We start from the raw sequence: 18,997 nt of genomic DNA, 5'->3' as shown, positions 1-18,997 counted from the left end.
AACTACCCGGTGATTTCGCTGATATTCAGGTCCGGAATTGCCTCGGACCAGATGATTTCCTCGTGGTCCCGCTGGTAGTTTTTGGTCATGCCCTCGCTCGTATGGCCCGCGATTTTCTGCCCATCCTTTCCGGCTTTCTTGTACAGATGTAGCGACAGCGCTCGCACTTCGTGGAAGCCAGGCATCTCCTCCTCCTTCCATCCCTTGTAGCATTCCGCCGCCTCCCGGGCGTCCTTGAACGCTCGAGTCAAATACCGCTCTTCAACCTTCGTCCAGTGATCCTTCGTCTGCGCCTGCTTCTGTTTCAGGCGATCCGGTTTGCGGTGCACCAGGTACGGCGAGACGACATCGTCTCGGCAACGGCTGATGACTGCCTGGAGTTCCGGCGTCACCCGAAATCGAATCCATGCCGCATCACTGGCCTTGGCTGTTTTCTTCTGCACCACATACAGAAACCCTTCCCGAACGCCATCGAAGCGCATATCCAGAATGTCGGTGCGCCGCTGGGCGGTGATCAGTGCCAGGTCGATTGCGTTCTGCAGCCAGGCCGGCGCCTTTGCCCGAATTGCCTTGAGCCCTTCAACGGTATGGCGCTTGCGCAGTTTCTTCTCGATTCGATTGATGGTGCTAGCCGCGGGATTGTCCGGACACAGGCCCTTGGCTGCCGCATGGTTGAAGATATCCGTCAGCAGTGCGCGGCATTGGTTGGCCGTGCGCGGGGTGAGAGCGTCCAGCATCTCCGCGACCATCCGAATGGATATCTGGTCGACGGCCTTGCCCTCGAACTGCTTACGGAAACGTCTGAAGTGCACCGCATACAAGCTGAGCGTGCCTTTGGCCAATTCCCGCGGCGGCAGGACGTCCCGCTCGTAGGTGTCCAGGAAGGTAGCGAACGACTCCGATGAAGCGGACATCACGGCGCCGACCAGGTCAGCACCGCGCATAAACTCCAGGTTCAACTGCTTCGCGGCGTCGATCGCTTTGATGCGGTCAGCACCGAACTGGAACCACTTCCCGTCGGTCGGCCGCCGGTAGCGATAAGTCGAGCGCCGCGCATCGAAGTACAGGTTCTGCGGAAGGCTTTTGTTCGCAGTATTGCGCGGCCGTGGCGCCATCATGCAGCTCCTTTCAATACCATCGCCACCAAGTCGTTGCCGTCCGAGCGGTTGAATGCGGTCCAGTCAACGTACCAGAGTTTTCCGATCTGCTCGCCGGGCACCATGCCGTTGCGGATGTGGTTGCGGATCGCCTGGGGGCAGGGTGGCGTTCCGTTTTCGCCCCATCGCCGGCGCTGAAACTCGCTGATCTTTATCAGTTCTCGCTTCATTAAATCCTCTGCCCGGTTCGGGCGTTGATGCTCCATGCCGCGCGTGGCGGCAGAAGGTGGGGATGGTCAGATGATTGCGGTCAGCGTCTGGCTGCCGTCGGCATGGGTAGTGGTCATGTGCATCACGGATCGGCTGGGCGGCCTGATGATGTTCAGTGCCTGGACAAACTTCTCATCAGAGACATCGTCAGTACCCGGGAGGATGGTTGTGCAGTAGAGCGTTTCGTCGTCCTCGTCTTGGAGCTGAGCGGAGAGCAGCAACGCGATGTTGTGCTCTTTGCAGATGTTGATGATCTGATGGACCAGAGGGCTGATTTGTTCGTCGTACACATTTTCTTTTGACATGAGGATTCCTCGCCCGCCATTCATTGGCAGGCTGTGTGTGGATTTGTGGGTTACGCTGGAAAGCAGGCAGCGTGAGAATGCAAATGGTCTCTCATCAGGGATGGATCAAAATGAAACTGATTTTGGTTGTGCTTGTTGTTGGTCTGTTGGCTTGGAAACTTTCCCCTGAATTACAGTCCTGGGCTGAGGCTCGGCTATCGAATCCAAAAAGAACCTCTACAGTCGCGATTGCGCCGAAGCCTGTTTCGGCTCCATTCAAATGTGATGGGCGCAAATATTGCTCGCAGATGACCTCGTGCGCAGAGGCCAAAAACTTTCTGCAAAATTGTCCAGGAGTGGAAATGGACGGCGACAACGACGGAAGACCCTGTGAGGCGCAGTGGTGCCGGTGACAACTTGCCGCTCACCGGCAGGCTGGTAGGTGGAAGAGGGCTTACTGGTAGTTTTTGCTGATACGTTGGGCGATGCCTTCAAGCTGCTCAGCCATGCCCCACATCGCGTTGTTGTCTCGCCGGGAAACGACCATGGCCCGGGTGACATTCCGGCCCATCAGAATTGCGATGGCCAGGCGGATCAACAGCGCTTCGAGCTTGCGCCGGAGCAATCCCTTGCGAGGAATCATCACCACGGCCCCTTGTAGCAGTACACGTAGGCGAACCAGGCGAGGGCGATCATGGCGTCACCAGTTCGTCAGGCACTTCGAAGAAGTTGAGCCGACCCTTGAGCCGTACGAACGGCAAGGGCTTCGGGTCAGCCAGGAGGAAAGCTTTTTCTCCCATGTACCAAGGCGACTTGCTCGTATCGCGGCTATTGGCCAATACGACGGAGCCAATGATTCCGCCGCGCTGCAGCTCTTCGAACGACGGCAACTCGAACGGCGTCAGTAGCAGTCCGCGATCAAGGGCGAAGTCGTGAGCGTTGGCGTACTCGGCACGCGTCATACCCTGTGCTGCGTGCACCAGAAATCGGCCACGGTGCTTCGTGTGCCATGAGCGGTTCTCGACGTCCTTGCCGCCGTGGATGATCAGCCAGGCCCAGGGCTGGCGAATTGAAAGCGCCTTCATAGCGTCACCTTCCGCCCCCAAACACAGACAGGGCCATCTTCGGCGTCGTGAATCGAGAGAATGAACCAGCCAGGTTCGGCGGGGTGCTGAATCTCCCACTCCGAGCAATCGACTTGGCCGTCGTTCATGTAGGCATCGAACACATCGGCGTCGACATCGCTTTCCATGCAGGTGATCTTCGTTTCTACCTGGTGGCGCTTGCACCAATCGTTGAACTGCTCTTCGGTGATTTCGTCGTCGAATTCCGATAGGTAGTCAGGGTGTGACCACCAGCCGTCCGCATCGCGATGGACCGGAAGCGCATCAATCAAAACAGTTTCTTCAGGCATGACTGTTCCTTTGCCGCTATAGCGGCTGACTTTTAAGGGGGAGGGAGTTACTGCGGGTCAGTCGTGACCCTTCGTTGAACTACTTGATTCGCACACACTCAACCGTACGAGGGTCAATCGCCTCTCAGTGATGGTGCGTACTACTCGGGGACAACGACCATGATATCCGTCGACGAGTTCAGGTTTGAGTCGTACAAGCTGCTTCTTGAGTTGGACGCTGCTACGACGAGCATGATGATGCTGGTTTCTTCACGACATGCCTCAGGGCCTGAGTGGGATAAGGCCACTAAAAGGCATTCCGATGCTTGTGAAGTTTGGAGTTCCTTTCTAAGCGCGTCGATCAACAGCCCGTCTGTCTGAGATTGCTGCTTGCCCCATCTGCCGGGTCATCCTGCAGCCTCCATCGATACCAGATCATGGGCATTCACAACCGTCATGCCGCTACCTGCTCAGGCTGCCGAAAGACGGGAAGGGCGCCAGCCTGCTCACGCACGGCGCGCATTCCCTCCGCGTCGTAACCCCAGATATTGCTTTCATCGAACGATCGCTCAGGACCCAGGTAGAACGGGCTCAGTGGGTCACCGGTGCGGATATAGTCGCGGAATTCCTCGACCATCCGGCGCAGCGTGCCGCCGTGGCTGAAGCCTCGCCACCGGCCACCCCACGCCGTTTCATGCGTGAAGATGCGCTTGCCGCTGTAGTCGTCGACAAACCAAATCTTGCCGCGTTGGTCGACCACCATGCTGGCGTAGCGGCCGCTGGCCTGGCTGAAGAAGAATCGGCGGCCGTGGTCGCCGATGATCCGGATCGCCTGATTGACGTGCTCGGCACGCCGCATCTTCAGGGTGAGTTTGTTTTCTGTGGGCATGGGCGTCCTATGCCGGGTCATGCCCGGGCGGTGGCGTGATTTGAGTTTGTGGTCTATGTATCTATCTCGAGTTCAGCCTTACTGGAGGCCGACATGAGATTGCAAAGCGATATCGATGCACTTGCGGCAATCGAGGAAGACGCTCAAATGATGCTCAAACGAATAGGGATTCCCGACGACAAGCAGAAGCTGGAGGTCGTCATTTGCTTGCGGCAGATCATCGATCTTGCGACCTACAGGAAGGAGATCGACCGTGCCGCAGAGCATTCAGCGCAATAGGTGAGGGTGGGTCAGAGCTGTTTTAGGATGCGGCGTCCGATCCAGCGAACGACGGTGACCGCCTTGCTGTTCCCGATCGCCTTGTAGCGCGGGCCGTCCGGACACTCGCTGGCAGGCTTGCCGCGCCACGGGATCAGCGTGTAGTCGTCGGGCTGACCCTGGAGGCGTTCGCACTCGCGGGGAATCAAGCGGCGAACTCCAGAACCGCCCGGAGTGATTGGTTGACCACGACCAGTGCCGTCCTCGCTGCCGTCGAAGCCGTCGGCTTTCAGCGTGTGGGTGATGTCGCCAGTAATGCACACGGCAACCTGGCCGCCGGCGTTCGGGTGGCTGCCGGAATGGTTCATTGCTCGAAGGGTCGGCGATACTGCCCCTGCATCCGCGCCGTGGTCCTTACAGCTGAAAGCGAGCACTGCGTTTTCCTGACCGTTGTTTCGGCCAAGCGCGAAAGCGGTAGAGCTGCTGACGCCTGGGTCTTGCGTGCCGTGTACGACCAGCAGGCCTGATTCCGCATCCTGCTGAGTGGCGCTGCCGGCAGCTTTGCCGTTGGCCTGCAGTGTGCCGGCCACGATGAATGCTTCGGAGTCGGCGCGATGGCTGCACTGTGCCTGGGCTCGAAGTGCGGGAGCAGTGATAGGGATGTCGTCGAGCGAGTACCCTCCGGACTTCCGTCCGCCGCCGGCGAGTGTCGGCGCAACGAAGAACGTCTCGCTTTCCATGTCGAGCCTGCTGTCTTTCGCGGTCAACGTCGCCGAGCGCTCGACCGAACCTTCCAAGCTGTGCCCGCCAAATGCCGGGATCCCGCCGAACATCGATACCGCCGGGCCTTCATCACCCTCGCAGTTCACGCAGCCGTACGGTCCAAGCTCTTCGCCGAACACTTGGCCACATCCGCACTGGAGCGCAGGGCCGAAAGGAGCTGTTCCGGTAACGTCTTGCCCCTCGCCTCGGCGCGGCGCAGTATCCCGGCGCACGCCTTCGCGCTCAAAAAGTACCTCGGTGGGATCGAATCCGTCTCGAGCACTTGCGACAACGAACACACGGCGGCGTCGTTGGGCCAGGCCGAAATATTGGGCGTCCAGGACCCTCCACGCGATTGTTCTTTTGGGTCCATACACACAACCAGCGTCTGGCCACCTTTTCCCTGAAGGCTGCAGTTCGCAGTCTTCCCCAGCAAGCGCGCCAAGAAAGCATCCGAAGGCGTTCCCTTTGTCGCTGAGGACGCCGGGGACGTTTTCCCAGACGATGACACAGGGAGGCTTTCTGTTGCCGGCGCGAACATAGTCAGTTGCATCTGCGAGCTCCACGTATTTGATGGTGAGGGCGCCGCGCGGGTCGAGCAGACCCTGGCGCATACCGGCAACGCTGAAGGCTTGGCACGGGGTGCCGCCGACCAGCACGTCGGGCGCTGCGATCTTGCCAGCCAGGACCAGGGCCCCGAGCTTGGTCATGTCGCCGAGGTTCGGCGTTTTCGGGTAGTGCTGGGCCAGCACCGCGCTGGGAAAGGCTTCGATCTCGGCGAACCAGGTGGCGCGCATGCCCAGCGGATGCCAGGCCATGGTCGCAGCCTCGATGCCCGAGCAGACCGAGCCATATGTAATTTGTTGCGTGGCTCGGTTCAGTTGTGCAGACATAGGGGTGCCTCGTCGCCAAACGGCTACAGTGTTTATGGTTGGGGTGGAGGAATGCGCGATGCTGAAAGGTGCAGAGGATTCGGAGCGGATTGCTGAGTTTTATGAGTACATTCAGGACGGCGAGGTCAAAGAGGCTTTCGCCTTACTGGTTGGAACTTTCACTTGCCTGAAAGGTGTTTCTTGCAGGGTGACCACCTCACAGAAAGTCCGATCTATTGCGGTCGATCTGGATGGGAAGTGGTGCTTTTCGATCATGCCTTCTCGCAAGAAGCTGGTTTTTCAGTGGCGCCCGCCGGTGATCAAAATGAAGAGGTACAAGAAGGACAGGCTGAAGGTGCAGTTTCCCAACAGCTTCACTGATGACGCGCACAAAGCCGACGATGAGCACTGGGCAATTAAGGTTAAATCGCTCGATGATGCACTGCTGCTCCTTTTGATCCTTGGTCTCAACTGATCCTCTCCCGCTGGCGTGATTCGAGTTTGTGGGCTAATTGGTTTATGTTCGATGCAGCCTGACGGGAGACTGACATGAGATTGCAAAGCGATATCGATGCACTCGCGGCGATCGAGGAAGACGCCCGAGCGATGCTGAAGCGAATAGGAATTCCTGACGACAAGCAGAAGCTTGAGGTCGTTATTTGCTTGCGGCAGATAATTGAGCTTGCTACCTACAGGCAGGCGATTGACCTATTTACAGACCATTCAGCGTAATAGGTGAGGGTGGGTCAGGCGCGGCGAACCTTGAAGTAGCACATCGCCTTTGAATCGTGGCAGTTGTCCTGCAGCTCTTCATAGGCTTTGTACTTGGCCTGGCTGCGGGTTGCGGCCCATACGGTATGCACCCAGTGGCGAGCGTCCCCGATGTAAAGCTCCACATCAAACCAGTCGACCCATGGCGGGATGACCTTCCACTGTTTGAGGGGGAGAGTCTCGGCCATTTCTCCGTATTGCATTTCGTGGGTCGGATGATAGTTGCTGATTCGCTTCTTGGGGTCTTCATCCAATACCACGCCGATGTAGTGGCCGCGATCAGCCAGGATAATGCCGGGCTTTCCGTAAGCGATGACGCGCCGGCCGATTTCGGCGGGCACCTGATAGTGCTGCCGGACGTATGCGCAGTTGTGACTCATGGATTTCACCAGTCAGTCGCCGCCCTCCGTGACCGGTGGTGGCGAGATATGTGTTTGTGAGCTATTGCTTGATGGCCCGGCATGACGCCGGATCAGGAGTTTCAAATGCCAGATCGTTCGGATTCATACCGAGGATTCATTCAGCGTTATCCACGAACGGACTTCCGCCAGCAGCTTCATGAGAGCGATCGCACCTCAGAAATTGGCCTTGGAAAGGTGCACGACATTGTCGAGGCAATGTTTGTGGGGATTTATAACGAAGACGGAAGCATCGTCGCGGAGCAACATTTCGACGAGCAAACGCTCAGGCAAAACCTCGGCGTGATAAGAGTCTTGCCAGAGGCAGCGCTTGAGATCGGCCTTCAAAATACAGTTCGATTTGCTGGCCCTGTTAAATCAGACTTCTGATTGATCATGCCTCTACGCCGGTCGCGGCGAACGCTTCAAGCTGCCGCGACCACTTTTCCTAATGGTGATTTCAGGTCGCGACATGCTGGCGAAACGGGCGGACTCTTCGGCGTTGCGGCCCGAGCTGGCGATGGCTTGATGTGGTGGTAAATTGCAATTACGATCGCACCCTTCTTCAAGGGAGTGACTCGATGTTTCCAAGATATTTCCGCTGGATTTCAGTCCTGGGCGTTCTTGCTGCGGTAGCAGTGTTCGTAATCTTTGGCCTGCAGGTGTTTAACGGACAAGCTCCAGCAACGGACCTAATCCGGCCGATTATTGCAGCTGTCGCCTTTGGCTGGGCTTTCACTCAGTCCACCAAGGTCTGAGCTGGTTCGACGACCTCGTCACCCGGATCCCGCTTCAGTTCCACCAAGCTTTCATTCCGAAACATCCGCGCCACGTTTTCGCTTATCTGCACTTTGTGGCGCGGGCTTTCCATCGCCTGATATGAACGGGTCGGCCCGAGCGCATGGGCGTTCAGAATCAGGTTCTGCACCGCTTCGTTGATTTCCTCGATGCCGTTCCAGGCCATCACCTCATCAAGCTTCTGACGGGTGCCGAGCCTGCAGCGGTGCCGCAACTCCTTCTCGTCGTACTCGATCCGCTTCTGGGCAGCCTTGGTTGATCGCTCTTTTCCACTCTTGGCCATGGCCAACCTCTTCAATTCCGCGGGCTGGTAGATCCAGCCATGTCTGTCGTCGGCGCTGGCGCACCTGGTTGTTGATGCGCCTCAATGACCCGATCCGTAGTAGGCGAACACGATTAGCATCAGAGCCGCGCCGGCAGTCCAGCGCAGAAGCGTGCGGGAAAACTTCTTCATCGACTTGCAGCTCGCGGCGAAGAAGTCGGCGTTGTCCTCGAGCTGTTGGGCGAGCTGGCAGGCGCTGTCATGGCCGAACCGTTCGCCCTTTGCCGTGCCGGTGGAGCGCTCGATCACTTCGAACGTGTTGCTGCCCCGGGGTACGACGTTGAAGCGTGGAGCGCGGACGGGCTCATCTCGACCGATTCGCTGGTACATCTCCGCGGTGGCCAACGAAGTTCTAAGCCGCAACCCGTGGAGAATTGCTTGGCTCTGTCTGATGGTTTGGTTCATGGCGATTCCTCTGGGTTGGGATTACATCCCGATGCACCCTGTCGCCAAGGTGCAGCAGTGATGCTGTCTGTTTCTCTCGCTGCACGTCCGCCGGAGTCCTCTCTCTGCCCGCTGCCGCAACTGGCGTCGCATCGGGTGGCTGTGCAACTTCGCGTGCTCTCATTGGGGAGCCCGGCCAGTTCCAGAGCTGGCATGGAGATCGAAATTTATGTTTCGCGCTGTTCCCGTTGCCGAGGATCGATCCGCGAAGATTCCTGATTGTTAAAGAGCGGTGGTGCTTCGCAGTAGCTGTGTGTCGCTGCGATGGGTTAAATATGAACTAATAGTTCACAATAGGTCAAGTACCAAAAGTACATAATCCATGAAAAAGCGCGGCCCGACGCCTAGGGATTTACCGTGGGTGATAGCTTCGCTATAGTTCGCTTTGTACTGGATATATATACAGCATTTGGGGGTGGTAATGGCGAAGGCGAAGAAGACAGATAAGCCCGTAGCGCGGCATGAGATCAGCGGAATTGAAAGGCTCGGATTGCGCGTATCGTCGATGATCAATCACCCCGTAGCGCAGATTCAGCGCTGGGTAACGATCCATCGCTTGGATACAGACGGCGATCGGGAGTGGGAGGAGGTGATGGGGCTGTTAAACGAGACGGATGGCATAGACATGACGTTCAACGACGATGAGTCGGTGACGCTCAAGTGGGAGGCGAGCGCCGAAGAAGATCGGCCGGTAGAGGTGATGGAACCAGTCGAGGAGCTGGCGCCTTTCTGACTGGCAGGAACACCGATGGTCGAACTGAAAGAGGCAGGGACTGGCGCTTCGCTATTTTCAATTTTTTTGCCTAACCGGTTAGCTTGCCAACGTAACCGGTTAGTATTTGGAAGCTAACCGGTTAGGTATCAAACTGTAACTGTGCAGGCGGCTCTGGATCTTCTCTGACAACTTTCCGCCACGCAAATGCTGAGCCCTTTCTATCCGGTATTGGCTCAAGCAGATTGCTGTTCTTCAGGCGCAAAAATACGTTTTTCATCGAATTTTCGCTTTTTATTCCGGTTAGTTCGCGCGCTGTAGAGTTCGTGATTTCGTCGTTACGGCTCATATATTCCATAACGATTTCCTCAGGTGAGCCCAAGGATTCATGCCTGATTATTACTATTACTGAGTTTTCAGCCTCGGAGATTATTGGTTTCTTTAATCGAAGCATCTCCATTGCTTTAAAGGCGGTATTCAATCCTTCTCCCACGTCTTTGTTGGGCGGGTCAGGAAATTTATTAATAAGCCTTACGAGCGAAGGGTTTCGCGCACTTTGAGTATGCAGAATGTTTTTGATTGTTACGTGGCCGGGGAGCTTGCCAGGACTTTCAACCTCTACTCTGTTATCGAATACTCTAATCTGTACGTCAGCTACAATGCTGTAATCTCGATGTAATACAGCGTTGGTAATTACTTCGTGTAACGTTTCATCTGGGTATTTTATGGTTTCAAGGCCATTTTCGTTTAATTTTTGGATGCCTTCTAAAATTTCTTTTGTCTTTCTGACAGAATCGAAAATAACATTATATGCATCTCCCTCTATTGTTAATGGATTACCATCTAAAAATTCTCTCCCGATATCTTCTTCTTTTGTCTTGTAGCGCATTATTTTAATGCTGCTTCTTTTGGGGAGATAGATCGCCGGCTCGTCACAAAATAACAATACTCCGCACACTTTGGCATGACCTGGCTTAACCAGCTCTTGATTTTCCAAATACGTTTTAGGCTCGCCGTTCGGAATAATGTTCATCAAAAAATTTAGGATGGACAGACTGTTCTCAATTCGCTTTTCAGATATTTCCACCCACTCGTTCTCAAAAGTCACGATGCCTTTGTCAAGCTCGAGCCGTCTCATCGCTTCAGGGGTATCGATTTTTTGTTTTCCAGCGTTAACACGGATATAAATATCGCCGGATGACGATTTAACTAACTCTTTCACCTTCTTCACGGTGATGTGGAGGACCAATCCAGGAAATACGTCGCACTCTAAGTATTCGAATATCAGGTGATTGCCAAATGGGTGGGCTTGAAGCAGAACTTGAGGTATATCGTTCGCTTCCTCAGGCTCCGCGAAACCAACCCATGATTTAGTTTTGCTGCTTTTGTCTTCCGAAATGCCAATATAGACATCACCACCAGAAGCGTTGGCGAAAGCTGATATCGTCTCAGAGAGCTTTGAAGGCTTGATTTCTTTGGCCTTCACATCATTTAGGAAGTCTTCTTTTATTTTTAGAAAGTTTGCAGCTTGCTCATCTGATATTCTATAGACTGGATACATGCTATTTCCCTGTTAAGTATTAGCCAAGCCTGCCATCTGTAGTTCAATAGTAATTAACAGTTGAGATTCCTCTAAGCGGATTAGAAGAACTCTCAAACCAAATGTGCATTCCACACGAGCAGCACCCGAGCCTGGATGAAGGTTTCATCCGCCCTGATCGTTTCAGGCGGGTGCCTGGTGTTGTCGGAAATCATTTTTAAGCGATCTTCGCCCATCCACTGGAGGCGCTTGATATACAGGTGCCCCTCCCAGGAAAACATGTAGATCCCATCGCCTGCGAACTCGCGAATGCTGACGTCGACGAGGAGCGGGTCGCGGTGCTTTATCGTCGGCGCCATCGATTGCCCCCAACCTGTCACCATCTTGAGATGAAAGTGCTCCTTGAATTCAACGCCCATTTCTCGCAGATGCTGCGGGCTTACGCGCACGTCCTGAAACATCTCGGGATAGTCGTGTGGGATCTGCCCGCCACCCATTGCCGCGCGGACGTCGTAATGCGCGATCCAAACCTCATCGCCCATGGCACCGGGGCGGTAGTAGTCGAGCTCGATGACACCACCGCCATCGTCGGCTTCCGCAACAGCAAGCAGCCGCCTCCGAGCATCTTCAGATAGGCCTTTCCCTTGCGTGGCGAGCATGCTCCGAACTACTTCCGCTGCCGAAAGCACGGGGTCTTCAGCGGCGCCTTTTTCCATCACAGGGAGTTTTGAAAAACTGGGCTCATCACCCGCGCCATGCTGAAGCCATTCGATCTTCACACCAAGCGCATCAGCCACCGCGCTCATCTTGGCCGGGCCGGGCAGGGACTCACCATTCAGCCATTTGCTCGAAGCCTTCGGTGTGACTTTAGCGATTTCGGCAAGGCGAGCGCCGGCCCCCCATTGATCAATGCCATGGGCGGCCAAGGCTTTTTTAAGCCGGACTACAAATGCAGCGCGAATATCTTCTATGTGAACCATAGGTTCAGCATCGCATGCCCTTGCGTGTACTTTCAGTTCCGACATAATATGTACCGTAAGTTCATATTTGACTCGGAGGCCTTATGCGGCCGCTCAAGAAATCGATTGATGATGCTGGCGGCGTCCCTGCCGTGGCCTTGGCCTGCGGGAAAACTCCGAGAGCTATTTACAAGTGGCTAGTGGCGGATTCACTGCCGCGCACTGAGTACACGGGCGAAACCCAATACGCAAAAAAAATTGCTGAATTAGCCGCCGCGAAAGGCAAGCCGTTCGAAACCGATTGGCTCCTCGCTGAAGCGCACCCCAAAAATCAGTCGCATAAGCCGCTGAACAAATGATCGCCCAGGCACTGCCGGGCATCTACGGAAACAAAACTGAGGTTTTACGAATGGACGAATTTCTGCGGGCTTGCCAAAGCGCGGTCCTCGACAACGAAGCGAAGGTGCTGGCCAGCCAGATGGGCGTCCCCCATGTAAGCCTGCTGCAACGTGCCAACCCCGACAACGATGCCCATCACCTGACGATTGAGCACCTTTTCGGGATTCTGCTGCACACCGGTGACATGCGCCCGTTGATCGCTCTCGCCGAACAATTCGGTTTTGACCTGGTGGCTCGCGAGAAGCCAGTCGCCAAGCCTTTGATGGTTGCGCTGGGTCACTTGTCAGCCGAGTGCGGCGACGTTGGGCGATTGATCTTCGACGCGACTGCTGACAACCACATCAGCCAACACGAAAAAGCCCAAGGCGAGAAAGCCATCCTTGAGGCAATCGACGCGCTTCAGGTTCTTCGCGAGTCGCTCAAGGCCGCCTGAATCGCAGACACAAAAAAGCCGGGCTGCAACCCGGCTTCTTCAACAACTTTTAAAACACAGTGGGGCCATTATGGACACGATCGCTACTCCCGGCAATACCCGCCATGACGTGACACTTTTCGATCAATCGGAAAACGTGTCACGACTCTGCGTCACAGCTGTATCCGAGACTGGAGATCAGCTGTGAGCACCATAATCATGAGCTTGTGCTGGCCGCTTCAGGGTATGAGTGGCCCACAAAAGGCTGTGCTGATCTCGTTGGCGGACAACGCAAACGATGAGGGCGTTTGCTGGCCATCCGTTGCACGTATTTCGGAACGTACTTGCCTTGCCGAAAGAACGGTCCAGACCGCAATCAAGTGGCTTGGCCAAGTGGGGCTGTTGTCAGTTCGCGAGCGGATGGGTCGCTCGACGATGTACACCTTAACCCCAGCAGCATATGCACCCCCGCAAGAGTCGCACCCCGCAGCAGATGCACCACCACCCCCGCAGCTCACGACAGAAACCCCCGCAGCAGCCGCACCCAGAACCGTAATAGAACCATCAAGTGAACCGTCACCTCTTGTTGACGATGAGCAGCCACCGAAGATCTCGAAGCCGAAGTGCCCGACTCAGGCAATCGTTGATTTGTTCAACGCGACAATTCCGGAGTTTCCTCGAGTCGTGATGCTGACCAAGGATCGCATCGCCAAGATCAATGCCCGCTGGAATGAGAGCTACGTACACCAGGATCTCAGCTTCTGGGCTGAGTACTTCGCCCTGGTGCGTTCGAGCAAGTTCCTGATGGGGGAGGTAGCCGCTGCTGGGGGTAACCCTTTCCGTTGCAACTTCGATTGGCTGATCGCGCCGAGCAACTTTGTGAAGGTCGTCGAGGGTAATTACAATGCGTGACCCCTACAACGTCGAGGCTGAACACGGCCTGCTCGGCGCGATGATGCAGCGCCCTGAACTGATCGACTCCCTAAGCGACGACCTGTCCGCCGAATCGTTCTACTTCCCCGAAAACGCCGAGGTGTACCGTGGGATCATGGCGGTTTTCTCGGCTGGCAAAGCTGTCGACTTCCTCACTGTGGGTGACCACGTTGGCGTTTTGCCGGATGGCACCCCGGCCTTTGCCTACTGCGCTGAAATCGTCAACGGTACTCCCAGCGTAGCCAGCGCCAAGACCTACGCGGGAATTGTGCGCGAGCGTGCAATCGAACGAGCCCTGTTCGACCTCGGCGGCCAAGCGATGGATATCGCGCACAGCGATCAGGATGTGCAGGCGAAAATCGCCGCCGTCCAGGCCGCCGCCATGGCCATTGATTGCGGGTCCGGTGATGACGACATCGTCAAAGTGGGTGATGTGCTGGTCGATCAGCTGGAGGTGTGGCAGGAGCGCCATGATCGTCATGCCCGTGGCGAAACCCTGATCGGTCTATCGACCGGCCTGCGAGACCTGGACGAGAAGATCGGCGGCCTGCAACCCGATCATCTGTACATCGTTGCTGGGCGTCCCGCCATGGGCAAGACCACGCTGGCGATGGGCTTTGTTGTCGATGCGGCCGTACGCCAAAGTAAGTCATCACTTGTGATCAGCCTGGAGATGAACAAGGGTCAGCTGCTGGATCGGGCCGTGGCTTCGGAGGGTCGTATTCCGCTCACTTTGGTGAAGAACGGAACGGCGTGCCAGAGCCACGGCACCGAACTCGCCGCGGCGGCCGGAGTGCTGCGTCGTGCCCCGTTGTACATCGCCGACCGGGCGGGCTCGTCGATTGGGCGCATTCGCTCATTGGCTCGCCGCCACAAGCTGCGTTACGGCCTCGACCTGCTGATGATCGATTACCTGCAGCTGCTAGAAGGCGAGGGCGGCAATCGGACTGAAGAGGTGAGCAGCATCAGTCGCGGTTGCAAGCTGCTTGCCAAGGAGTTGGGCATTCCCGTCGTGCTGCTGAGTCAGCTCTCCCGCAAATGCGAAGAGCGCCCGAACAAGCGGCCGATCCCCTCGGACTTGAGGGAGTCAGGCGCCATCGAGCAGGACGCCGACGTGATCTTGTTCGTGTATCGCGACGAGGTCTATCACGAAAACACCGAAGCCAAGGGGATTGCCGAAATCATCATCGGCAAGGGCCGCGACATCGAGATGGGCACGGTCCGCACGGCATTTCTTGGGCAGTACAACCGCTTTGAAAACCTTGCTGCCGGGTGGAAGCCGGAGGCTGTCGAGCAGCCGGAGAAGGTCACCAGCCTGGCCAACCGTTACCGAAAAAAGGAATCGTTCTGATGGATTCTCAGCGACTCGCTGTTCCCGAGCCGTCCACCTACCGCTTCGCGGTGTTCTGCTGCTCTTTCAAAATGGATTTGAGCAGCACACCAGACCAGGCCTTGGCGCTGTTCGCCGACGAGGCCATGGCCAAGCGTTATGGTGCGTGGATGTGGCCTTCAACGTTCGAGGTGGTCGACCGTCTCGCCCAACCGGAGGCGACCGATTGAACGTCCTGATCAAAACCCTGACCGTGAAGCTGTCAGACGCCGAAATTCAGCGCAACGCCAAGCTTGAGCATGTGCGCGACCTGCGTGATGCCAGTCACCCCGCGCTGCATTTTCGTTATGCGAAGAATCGTGCGCGCGGGTCTTGGTACCTGCTGAATAAACGCAAGTGGCACCGCATCGGCGCCTTTCCCGACCTTTCCACCAAGCAGGTAGTTGCGGCCTTACCGGCGGTGCGCTTGCGAGTGGCGGCCGATGGTGCTGCCAGCGTTTCGGGGTGGGTGACCGTCGGCGAGCTGCTGGACTGGTTTGGCGACCGCATGGCCCGCTCCCGCGCACTCTCAGCCAAGCGTCGTTCAGCTGGCAAGTCGGCCATCAGTTGCCAGCTCAAGCCGCGCCTGGGGGATCTGCTGATTCGCGATGTGAGTGCCCAGACCCTCGACAAGCTGCTGATGTGGCCGGCTCAGGAAGAGTTGTCGCTGTCGTACGTCCAGCAGTTGTACCGCCTGCTCGCTGTGGCCTTTCGTCAGGCCCGTAAGCTGGACCTGATCCCAGCCAACCCGCTGGCAGAACTCAAGTTCGTCAACTTCACCACAGCACGCATTCTGCCGAAACCGGCCCGCCTGCGCGATGTCCAGTTGCCCGAGCTGGTGGCGCAGCTGACCGAGCGCTTCGAGAGTGCGCCAGGTGACGCCATGCTGGCCCTGATGATGCTGTGCCACGGCACCCGTATTGGCGAAACCCGCCAGGCGCGCTGGGCCGACATTACGCTGCCTGAACGTGAGTGGTTCCTGCCGGCCGAACACACCAAGAGCAAGACCGAGCTTCGAGTACCACTGACCGACCAAGTATGCGCGTTGCTTCGCCGCTACCGTGATCAACAATCCGCCCAAGGTTACGAGGGTCCATTTCTGTTCCCTTCCCGTCGAGGGAAGGTGCTGAGTGACAACCAGGCCAGTGCCGTGTTTACCCGGCTGGGGCAGGGCGCTTGGACCAGTCACGACCTGCGCAAGGTGGCCCGTACCGCGTGGACCGACCTGGGCGTCGACGGCCATATCGGCGAGATGCTGTTGAACCATTCCCTCGGCAAGATCGCTTCGACCTACATCAACACCCAGGCCAAGGAACAGCGTCGACTGGCGCTGGTGAAGTGGCACAACTGGTTAGATGGGCGCGGCTTCAAGGCGATTCATGAGCAGACAGGCGTTAGATATGAAGATTCGCAAAACCTCGTAGACGCCTTGAATAGCGTGGCCTGCGAGTCAATTCCGCAATTTGTTAAGGGCGAGGTTTCAAATCATGCAGAAGGGACGAGTGCCTGGCTTTAAGCGAGAACGGGTCGAGCTGGAGTCCTGCTCGATCTGCGAGGGAAAAGCGGTTGTGAAAGGGCTGTTTTATGAGCTGATATGCACTGACTGCAACGGCTCAGGTTGGGTTGTTAGGGGCAGCAAGTTGGTGCTTTCTTCCGACGAGTTGGTGACCCAGTTGAGTTTCAAATTGCAGCATGCTCAGCGTGAAATTTTGGCTCTGAAAAGTCCTAGCCAGTTGGACGGGTTCCAAAGCCAAAACGATAAAGCGAACCGCCTGGGGGCGGGCGGCACAAACTACACAGGGGATTGAGAGCATGATGATTCGTAAGCCAGCAGGTCGTCCGTTGGGAGACACCGAATACCTGCTCGAACAATGGGGTTGGTGGCGGATGGATGGGATGGGGATGCATGGCTACACATCCCCGACTTTAGCGCTGATGCGCCAAGCGGTGGCACAGCCAGCAGCAAGCAAGAACTACTGCATTACTGATGATTGGGCCATTGCTATCGACAATGCCGTAGCCAAACTTGCGCATCGAGATCAACAAATGGGTGACGTTATCTGGCTGTACTACGGTGCAAAATGGCCAATGGTACGTGTGGGAAAACACTTTGGTATCAGTGAAGGAAAGGCGCGGGAGTTGGCCAGAGCAGGAGCGGCATGGGTTGACTGCGCGGTAAGTGACATGAGGGTGGCCGCTTGACCTTGATGGCCTATTGCTGGCTATTATCAGTGTTTTAACATCGAGACATTCACATGGATGCGTATGTAAAAGGTGTACTGGTTTTGGTCGCGATTGCTTTTGTAGTGCTTCGGTTTAGAAAAAAGACCGGGAATGTCGAGGCTAGTGACTGGAGAGAGGGGGAGCTGGAGCAGGTGGAGCAAGCGGCACAGGTTTCGCAGGTGGAACCATTGGTGCCACCGTCGGCCCCAGCTTCCAGGATCAGACTGACAGACCTTCAAGAGACAGCGCTCGCTTCTGCTGTATTAGGCTACACAATCTTTGCTGATGGTCGATCACTGCAGAACCCTGACGAGGTAGAAATTTACCCTCCGAGGACAGTTGATTCGCTTGTAAAGCGAGGCTTTCTTGAGTCAAACGGTTCGGATGGATATGTGATCACGCAGGAGGGCCGCGACAGGCTGTGGGGTCGTTGATAAAAAAGCTTTTCCGCGCGGAATAGATTTGTTTTTATAGCAGCGTGTGTTGCTGTGAACGCAGCGAGACGCTTTCAAAAACCCGGCCATCGAGTCGGGTTTTTTGTACCTACTTACAAGCCCCGCCATTGAGCGGGGCTTTTTCGTTTTCGGCCCCATGCCTGGCTCTTTGCCCTGCGCGGATGACAGTGACATGGAGGCCGAACCTATTTGAGGACGACAGATGAACACAGAGCATCAAGCTCTCGCCGATGTGCCCCTTTGGCTGTTGGTGTTGTTGAGCATGGCCGGTTTGTCTGGGGAGATGCTAAGGGCATCAGGTAGCGATCTTGGACTGCGTCAGATCCTGCAGCGCGTGGCTTTGCGCTTTCTGGCATCTGGTCTTTTGGGTATGGCCACTTTGCTGCTCGCAATGGCCCTTTGGAGCAACCTGTACCTGGCAGCCGGACTCGGCATAGTCATCGCGGTTATTGGTGCTGATGTTGCGGGCGGCCTCTACACGCAGTTTTTGGCAAGGAAGGCGGGTGTTAGCAGCCCATCGACAACGAACAATGTGCGCGATCAGTAAGGCCTTGAATGAGGGGAGGGCGATCCAGTGTTCAAAGTAGGCTTTGGATTGGATTCAGCTCCCCTTCTTTGGGAACTGGACGACATCGAGCATCGGCAATTGCCGTTTGTGCAGATGCTGGCCGCGACCCGGCTGGCTCAGCGGGTCAAGAAGGGCATGTTGCCGGTGATGAAGGCCAGGCTTGATCGGCCGACCCCTACCACGATGAACAGCCTGTTTGTGAACAAGGCAACCAAGGTTAAGGCGGCCGAGGTCTATTTCAAGGACTCATGGGCGTCAGGTGTACCGGCAGATGCCTATCTACAGCAGGCGGTCAGCGGCGGCATTCGGCCCCACAAGCGTTTCGAGAAGGCGCTGATCGCTCGCGGCATCATGCAGGCCAGTGAGTACGCGGTGCCCACCACCCCATTCATGAATCAGTACGGCAACGTCTCGCGCGGCACCATGACCAAGATCCTGTCGGGGTTGGGTGCGGCCGAGACGCGGTCGGGCTATCAGGCCAATGCCACGGGCAGCAAACGAAGCAAGCGCAAGGGCAATGCCCATCGGTTCTTCTCCGGTGAGGTCGACGGCACGCGGGCAGTGTGGGAGCGCAAGGTGATGGGCAAGGGCGATGAAGTTCGTCCGGTCTTTGTCTTCAGTGCTTCCGCCCCGCGCTACCGCGTCATTTTCCCGTTCTTCAAGATCGGCGAGAACATCGTAAAGGCGCATCACGCGGCCGAGTTCGCCCAGGCATTCGCCGATGCGCGGGCGACGGCGCGCTGATCGGGCGTCGAGGCTGAAAAAATGTCGAAAAAAGGCCGCTTTCCGTTGGTTTTTCGCTTGACAGGGGGGGTGGGGCAAATCCAAAAGGTACTCCCGGACCCCACCCCCATAGGGGGTAATTCGGG

Annotated in this window: 30 protein-coding genes; 17 read left to right on the top strand and 13 right to left on the bottom strand. The window is 56.5% G+C overall.

Annotated features, from left to right (window positions below):
- Positions 1-2 precede the first annotated feature (2 nt).
- The 3 genes from LOY38_RS19780 to LOY38_RS19770 all read right to left on the bottom strand — a co-directional run bounded on the left by LOY38_RS19780 (position 3) and on the right by LOY38_RS19770 (position 1,672).
- Entirely contained in the window at positions 3-1,115 is a 1,113-nt protein-coding gene (locus tag LOY38_RS19780) for a phage integrase Arm DNA-binding domain-containing protein (protein WP_258700762.1), read from the bottom strand.
- Positions 1,115-1,327 (bottom strand): hypothetical protein, encoded by a 213-nt coding sequence (locus LOY38_RS19775; protein ID WP_223538687.1) that lies wholly within the window; start codon positions 1,325-1,327, stop codon positions 1,115-1,117. The genes LOY38_RS19780 and LOY38_RS19775 overlap by 1 nt, the downstream gene beginning before the upstream one ends.
- A gap of 66 nt (positions 1,328-1,393) precedes the next feature.
- Positions 1,394-1,672: a hypothetical protein gene (locus tag LOY38_RS19770; RefSeq protein WP_258696699.1), complete on the bottom strand. Its 279-nt coding sequence runs from the start codon at positions 1,670-1,672 to the stop codon at positions 1,394-1,396.
- 110 nt (positions 1,673-1,782) lie between these two features.
- Between LOY38_RS19770 and LOY38_RS19765 the strand changes: the two genes are divergently transcribed.
- A complete protein-coding gene (locus LOY38_RS19765; protein ID WP_258696698.1) occupies positions 1,783-2,064 on the top strand; it encodes an excalibur calcium-binding domain-containing protein in 282 nt (93 codons plus the stop codon).
- A 41-nt stretch (positions 2,065-2,105) separates the two neighbouring features.
- Here the strand turns inward: LOY38_RS19765 and LOY38_RS19760 are convergent, their stop codons facing one another.
- The 4 genes from LOY38_RS19760 to LOY38_RS19745 form a co-directional block, all read right to left on the bottom strand.
- A complete protein-coding gene (locus LOY38_RS19760; protein ID WP_258696697.1) occupies positions 2,106-2,294 on the bottom strand; it encodes a hypothetical protein in 189 nt (62 codons plus the stop codon).
- Between the two features lie 49 nt (positions 2,295-2,343).
- A complete protein-coding gene (locus LOY38_RS19755) occupies positions 2,344-2,736 on the bottom strand; it encodes an ASCH domain-containing protein (protein ID WP_258696696.1) in 393 nt (130 codons plus the stop codon).
- Positions 2,733-3,065: a hypothetical protein gene (locus LOY38_RS19750; RefSeq protein WP_258696695.1), complete on the bottom strand. Its 333-nt coding sequence runs from the start codon at positions 3,063-3,065 to the stop codon at positions 2,733-2,735. The genes LOY38_RS19755 and LOY38_RS19750 overlap by 4 nt, the downstream gene beginning before the upstream one ends.
- A gap of 433 nt (positions 3,066-3,498) precedes the next feature.
- Positions 3,499-3,933: a hypothetical protein gene (locus LOY38_RS19745; RefSeq protein ID WP_258696694.1), complete on the bottom strand. Its 435-nt coding sequence runs from the start codon at positions 3,931-3,933 to the stop codon at positions 3,499-3,501.
- Positions 3,934-4,026: 93 nt separating this feature from the next.
- On the opposite strand from LOY38_RS19745, the gene LOY38_RS19740 reads away from it, so the two are divergent.
- The gene (locus LOY38_RS19740) at positions 4,027-4,212 is read left to right on the top strand and encodes a hypothetical protein (protein WP_258696693.1); all 186 of its coding nucleotides are present in this window, start codon (positions 4,027-4,029) and stop codon (positions 4,210-4,212) included.
- Between the two features lie 11 nt (positions 4,213-4,223).
- Here the strand turns inward: LOY38_RS19740 and LOY38_RS19735 are convergent, their stop codons facing one another.
- Positions 4,224-5,846 carry a DNA cytosine methyltransferase gene (locus LOY38_RS19735; protein WP_258696692.1) on the bottom strand — a complete coding sequence of 541 codons (1,623 nt, stop codon included), beginning with the start codon at positions 5,844-5,846 and terminating at the stop codon, positions 4,224-4,226.
- Positions 5,847-5,904: 58 nt separating this feature from the next.
- Here LOY38_RS19735 and LOY38_RS19730 point away from each other — a divergent pair, with 58 nt between their 5' ends.
- On the top strand, positions 5,905-6,300 hold the full coding sequence (locus LOY38_RS19730) for a hypothetical protein (RefSeq protein WP_258696691.1): 396 nt from the start codon (positions 5,905-5,907) through the stop codon (positions 6,298-6,300).
- A gap of 74 nt (positions 6,301-6,374) precedes the next feature.
- Complete coding sequence (locus tag LOY38_RS19725) at positions 6,375-6,557, top strand: hypothetical protein (RefSeq protein ID WP_258696690.1); 183 nt, start codon at positions 6,375-6,377, stop codon at positions 6,555-6,557.
- 14 nt (positions 6,558-6,571) lie between these two features.
- Here LOY38_RS19725 and LOY38_RS19720 read toward each other — a convergent pair whose 3' ends face one another.
- Entirely contained in the window at positions 6,572-6,976 is a 405-nt protein-coding gene (locus LOY38_RS19720; protein ID WP_258696689.1) for a hypothetical protein, read from the bottom strand.
- Positions 6,977-7,081: 105 nt separating this feature from the next.
- Here LOY38_RS19720 and LOY38_RS19715 point away from each other — a divergent pair, with 105 nt between their 5' ends.
- Positions 7,082-7,384, top strand: coding sequence for a hypothetical protein (locus LOY38_RS19715; protein WP_258696688.1), 303 nt, complete (start codon positions 7,082-7,084; stop codon positions 7,382-7,384).
- 349 nt (positions 7,385-7,733) lie between these two features.
- Here the strand turns inward: LOY38_RS19715 and LOY38_RS19710 are convergent, their stop codons facing one another.
- Together LOY38_RS19710 and LOY38_RS19705 are read right to left on the bottom strand one after the other, a co-directional pair.
- Complete coding sequence (locus tag LOY38_RS19710) at positions 7,734-8,075, bottom strand: hypothetical protein (RefSeq protein ID WP_258696687.1); 342 nt, start codon at positions 8,073-8,075, stop codon at positions 7,734-7,736.
- An 81-nt stretch (positions 8,076-8,156) separates the two neighbouring features.
- Complete coding sequence (locus LOY38_RS19705) at positions 8,157-8,519, bottom strand: hypothetical protein (protein ID WP_258696686.1); 363 nt, start codon at positions 8,517-8,519, stop codon at positions 8,157-8,159.
- A gap of 460 nt (positions 8,520-8,979) precedes the next feature.
- On the opposite strand from LOY38_RS19705, the gene LOY38_RS19700 reads away from it, so the two are divergent.
- Positions 8,980-9,291, top strand: a complete 312-nt coding sequence (locus tag LOY38_RS19700) for a DUF1654 domain-containing protein (RefSeq protein ID WP_258696685.1) — start codon at positions 8,980-8,982, stop codon at positions 9,289-9,291.
- A gap of 121 nt (positions 9,292-9,412) precedes the next feature.
- Here LOY38_RS19700 and LOY38_RS19695 read toward each other — a convergent pair whose 3' ends face one another.
- Together LOY38_RS19695 and LOY38_RS19690 are read right to left on the bottom strand one after the other, a co-directional pair.
- Entirely contained in the window at positions 9,413-10,831 is a 1,419-nt protein-coding gene (locus LOY38_RS19695) for an ATP-binding protein (protein WP_258696684.1), read from the bottom strand.
- 92 nt (positions 10,832-10,923) lie between these two features.
- Entirely contained in the window at positions 10,924-11,790 is an 867-nt protein-coding gene (locus LOY38_RS19690; protein WP_408980636.1) for a S24 family peptidase, read from the bottom strand.
- Positions 11,791-11,873: 83 nt separating this feature from the next.
- On the opposite strand from LOY38_RS19690, the gene LOY38_RS19685 reads away from it, so the two are divergent.
- From LOY38_RS19685 to LOY38_RS19635, 11 genes are all read left to right on the top strand, one after another.
- The gene (locus LOY38_RS19685) at positions 11,874-12,128 is read left to right on the top strand and encodes a helix-turn-helix domain-containing protein (RefSeq protein WP_258696682.1); all 255 of its coding nucleotides are present in this window, start codon (positions 11,874-11,876) and stop codon (positions 12,126-12,128) included.
- A gap of 50 nt (positions 12,129-12,178) precedes the next feature.
- Positions 12,179-12,601: a phage regulatory CII family protein gene (locus LOY38_RS19680; RefSeq protein ID WP_258696681.1), complete on the top strand. Its 423-nt coding sequence runs from the start codon at positions 12,179-12,181 to the stop codon at positions 12,599-12,601.
- 183 nt (positions 12,602-12,784) lie between these two features.
- Positions 12,785-13,492, top strand: coding sequence for a helix-turn-helix domain-containing protein (locus tag LOY38_RS19675; RefSeq protein WP_258696680.1), 708 nt, complete (start codon positions 12,785-12,787; stop codon positions 13,490-13,492).
- The gene (gene dnaB, locus LOY38_RS19670) at positions 13,485-14,864 is read left to right on the top strand and encodes a replicative DNA helicase (protein ID WP_258696679.1); all 1,380 of its coding nucleotides are present in this window, start codon (positions 13,485-13,487) and stop codon (positions 14,862-14,864) included. The genes LOY38_RS19675 and dnaB overlap by 8 nt, the downstream gene beginning before the upstream one ends.
- Complete coding sequence (locus LOY38_RS19665; RefSeq protein WP_258696678.1) at positions 14,864-15,073, top strand: hypothetical protein; 210 nt, start codon at positions 14,864-14,866, stop codon at positions 15,071-15,073. The genes dnaB and LOY38_RS19665 overlap by 1 nt, the downstream gene beginning before the upstream one ends.
- Positions 15,070-16,398, top strand: coding sequence for a site-specific integrase (locus LOY38_RS19660; RefSeq protein ID WP_258696677.1), 1,329 nt, complete (start codon positions 15,070-15,072; stop codon positions 16,396-16,398). Before LOY38_RS19665 ends, LOY38_RS19660 begins: the two co-directional genes overlap by 4 nt.
- Positions 16,370-16,690 carry a hypothetical protein gene (locus LOY38_RS19655; protein ID WP_258696676.1) on the top strand — a complete coding sequence of 107 codons (321 nt, stop codon included), beginning with the start codon at positions 16,370-16,372 and terminating at the stop codon, positions 16,688-16,690. Before LOY38_RS19660 ends, LOY38_RS19655 begins: the two co-directional genes overlap by 29 nt.
- Positions 16,691-16,694: 4 nt before the next feature.
- Positions 16,695-17,084 (top strand): antiterminator Q family protein, encoded by a 390-nt coding sequence (locus tag LOY38_RS19650; protein WP_258696675.1) that lies wholly within the window; start codon positions 16,695-16,697, stop codon positions 17,082-17,084.
- Between the two features lie 53 nt (positions 17,085-17,137).
- Positions 17,138-17,539: a hypothetical protein gene (locus LOY38_RS19645; protein ID WP_258696674.1), complete on the top strand. Its 402-nt coding sequence runs from the start codon at positions 17,138-17,140 to the stop codon at positions 17,537-17,539.
- 223 nt (positions 17,540-17,762) lie between these two features.
- A complete protein-coding gene (locus LOY38_RS19640) occupies positions 17,763-18,107 on the top strand; it encodes a phage holin family protein (protein ID WP_258696673.1) in 345 nt (114 codons plus the stop codon).
- 27 nt (positions 18,108-18,134) lie between these two features.
- Positions 18,135-18,872: a hypothetical protein gene (locus tag LOY38_RS19635; protein ID WP_258696672.1), complete on the top strand. Its 738-nt coding sequence runs from the start codon at positions 18,135-18,137 to the stop codon at positions 18,870-18,872.
- The last annotated feature ends 125 nt before the right edge of the window (positions 18,873-18,997 follow it).

The organism is Pseudomonas sp. B21-015 (genome assembly GCF_024749285.1).
Taxonomy (GTDB): Bacteria; Pseudomonadota; Gammaproteobacteria; order Pseudomonadales; family Pseudomonadaceae; genus Aquipseudomonas.
This window is presented reverse-complemented; position numbering and strand designations above follow the sequence as displayed.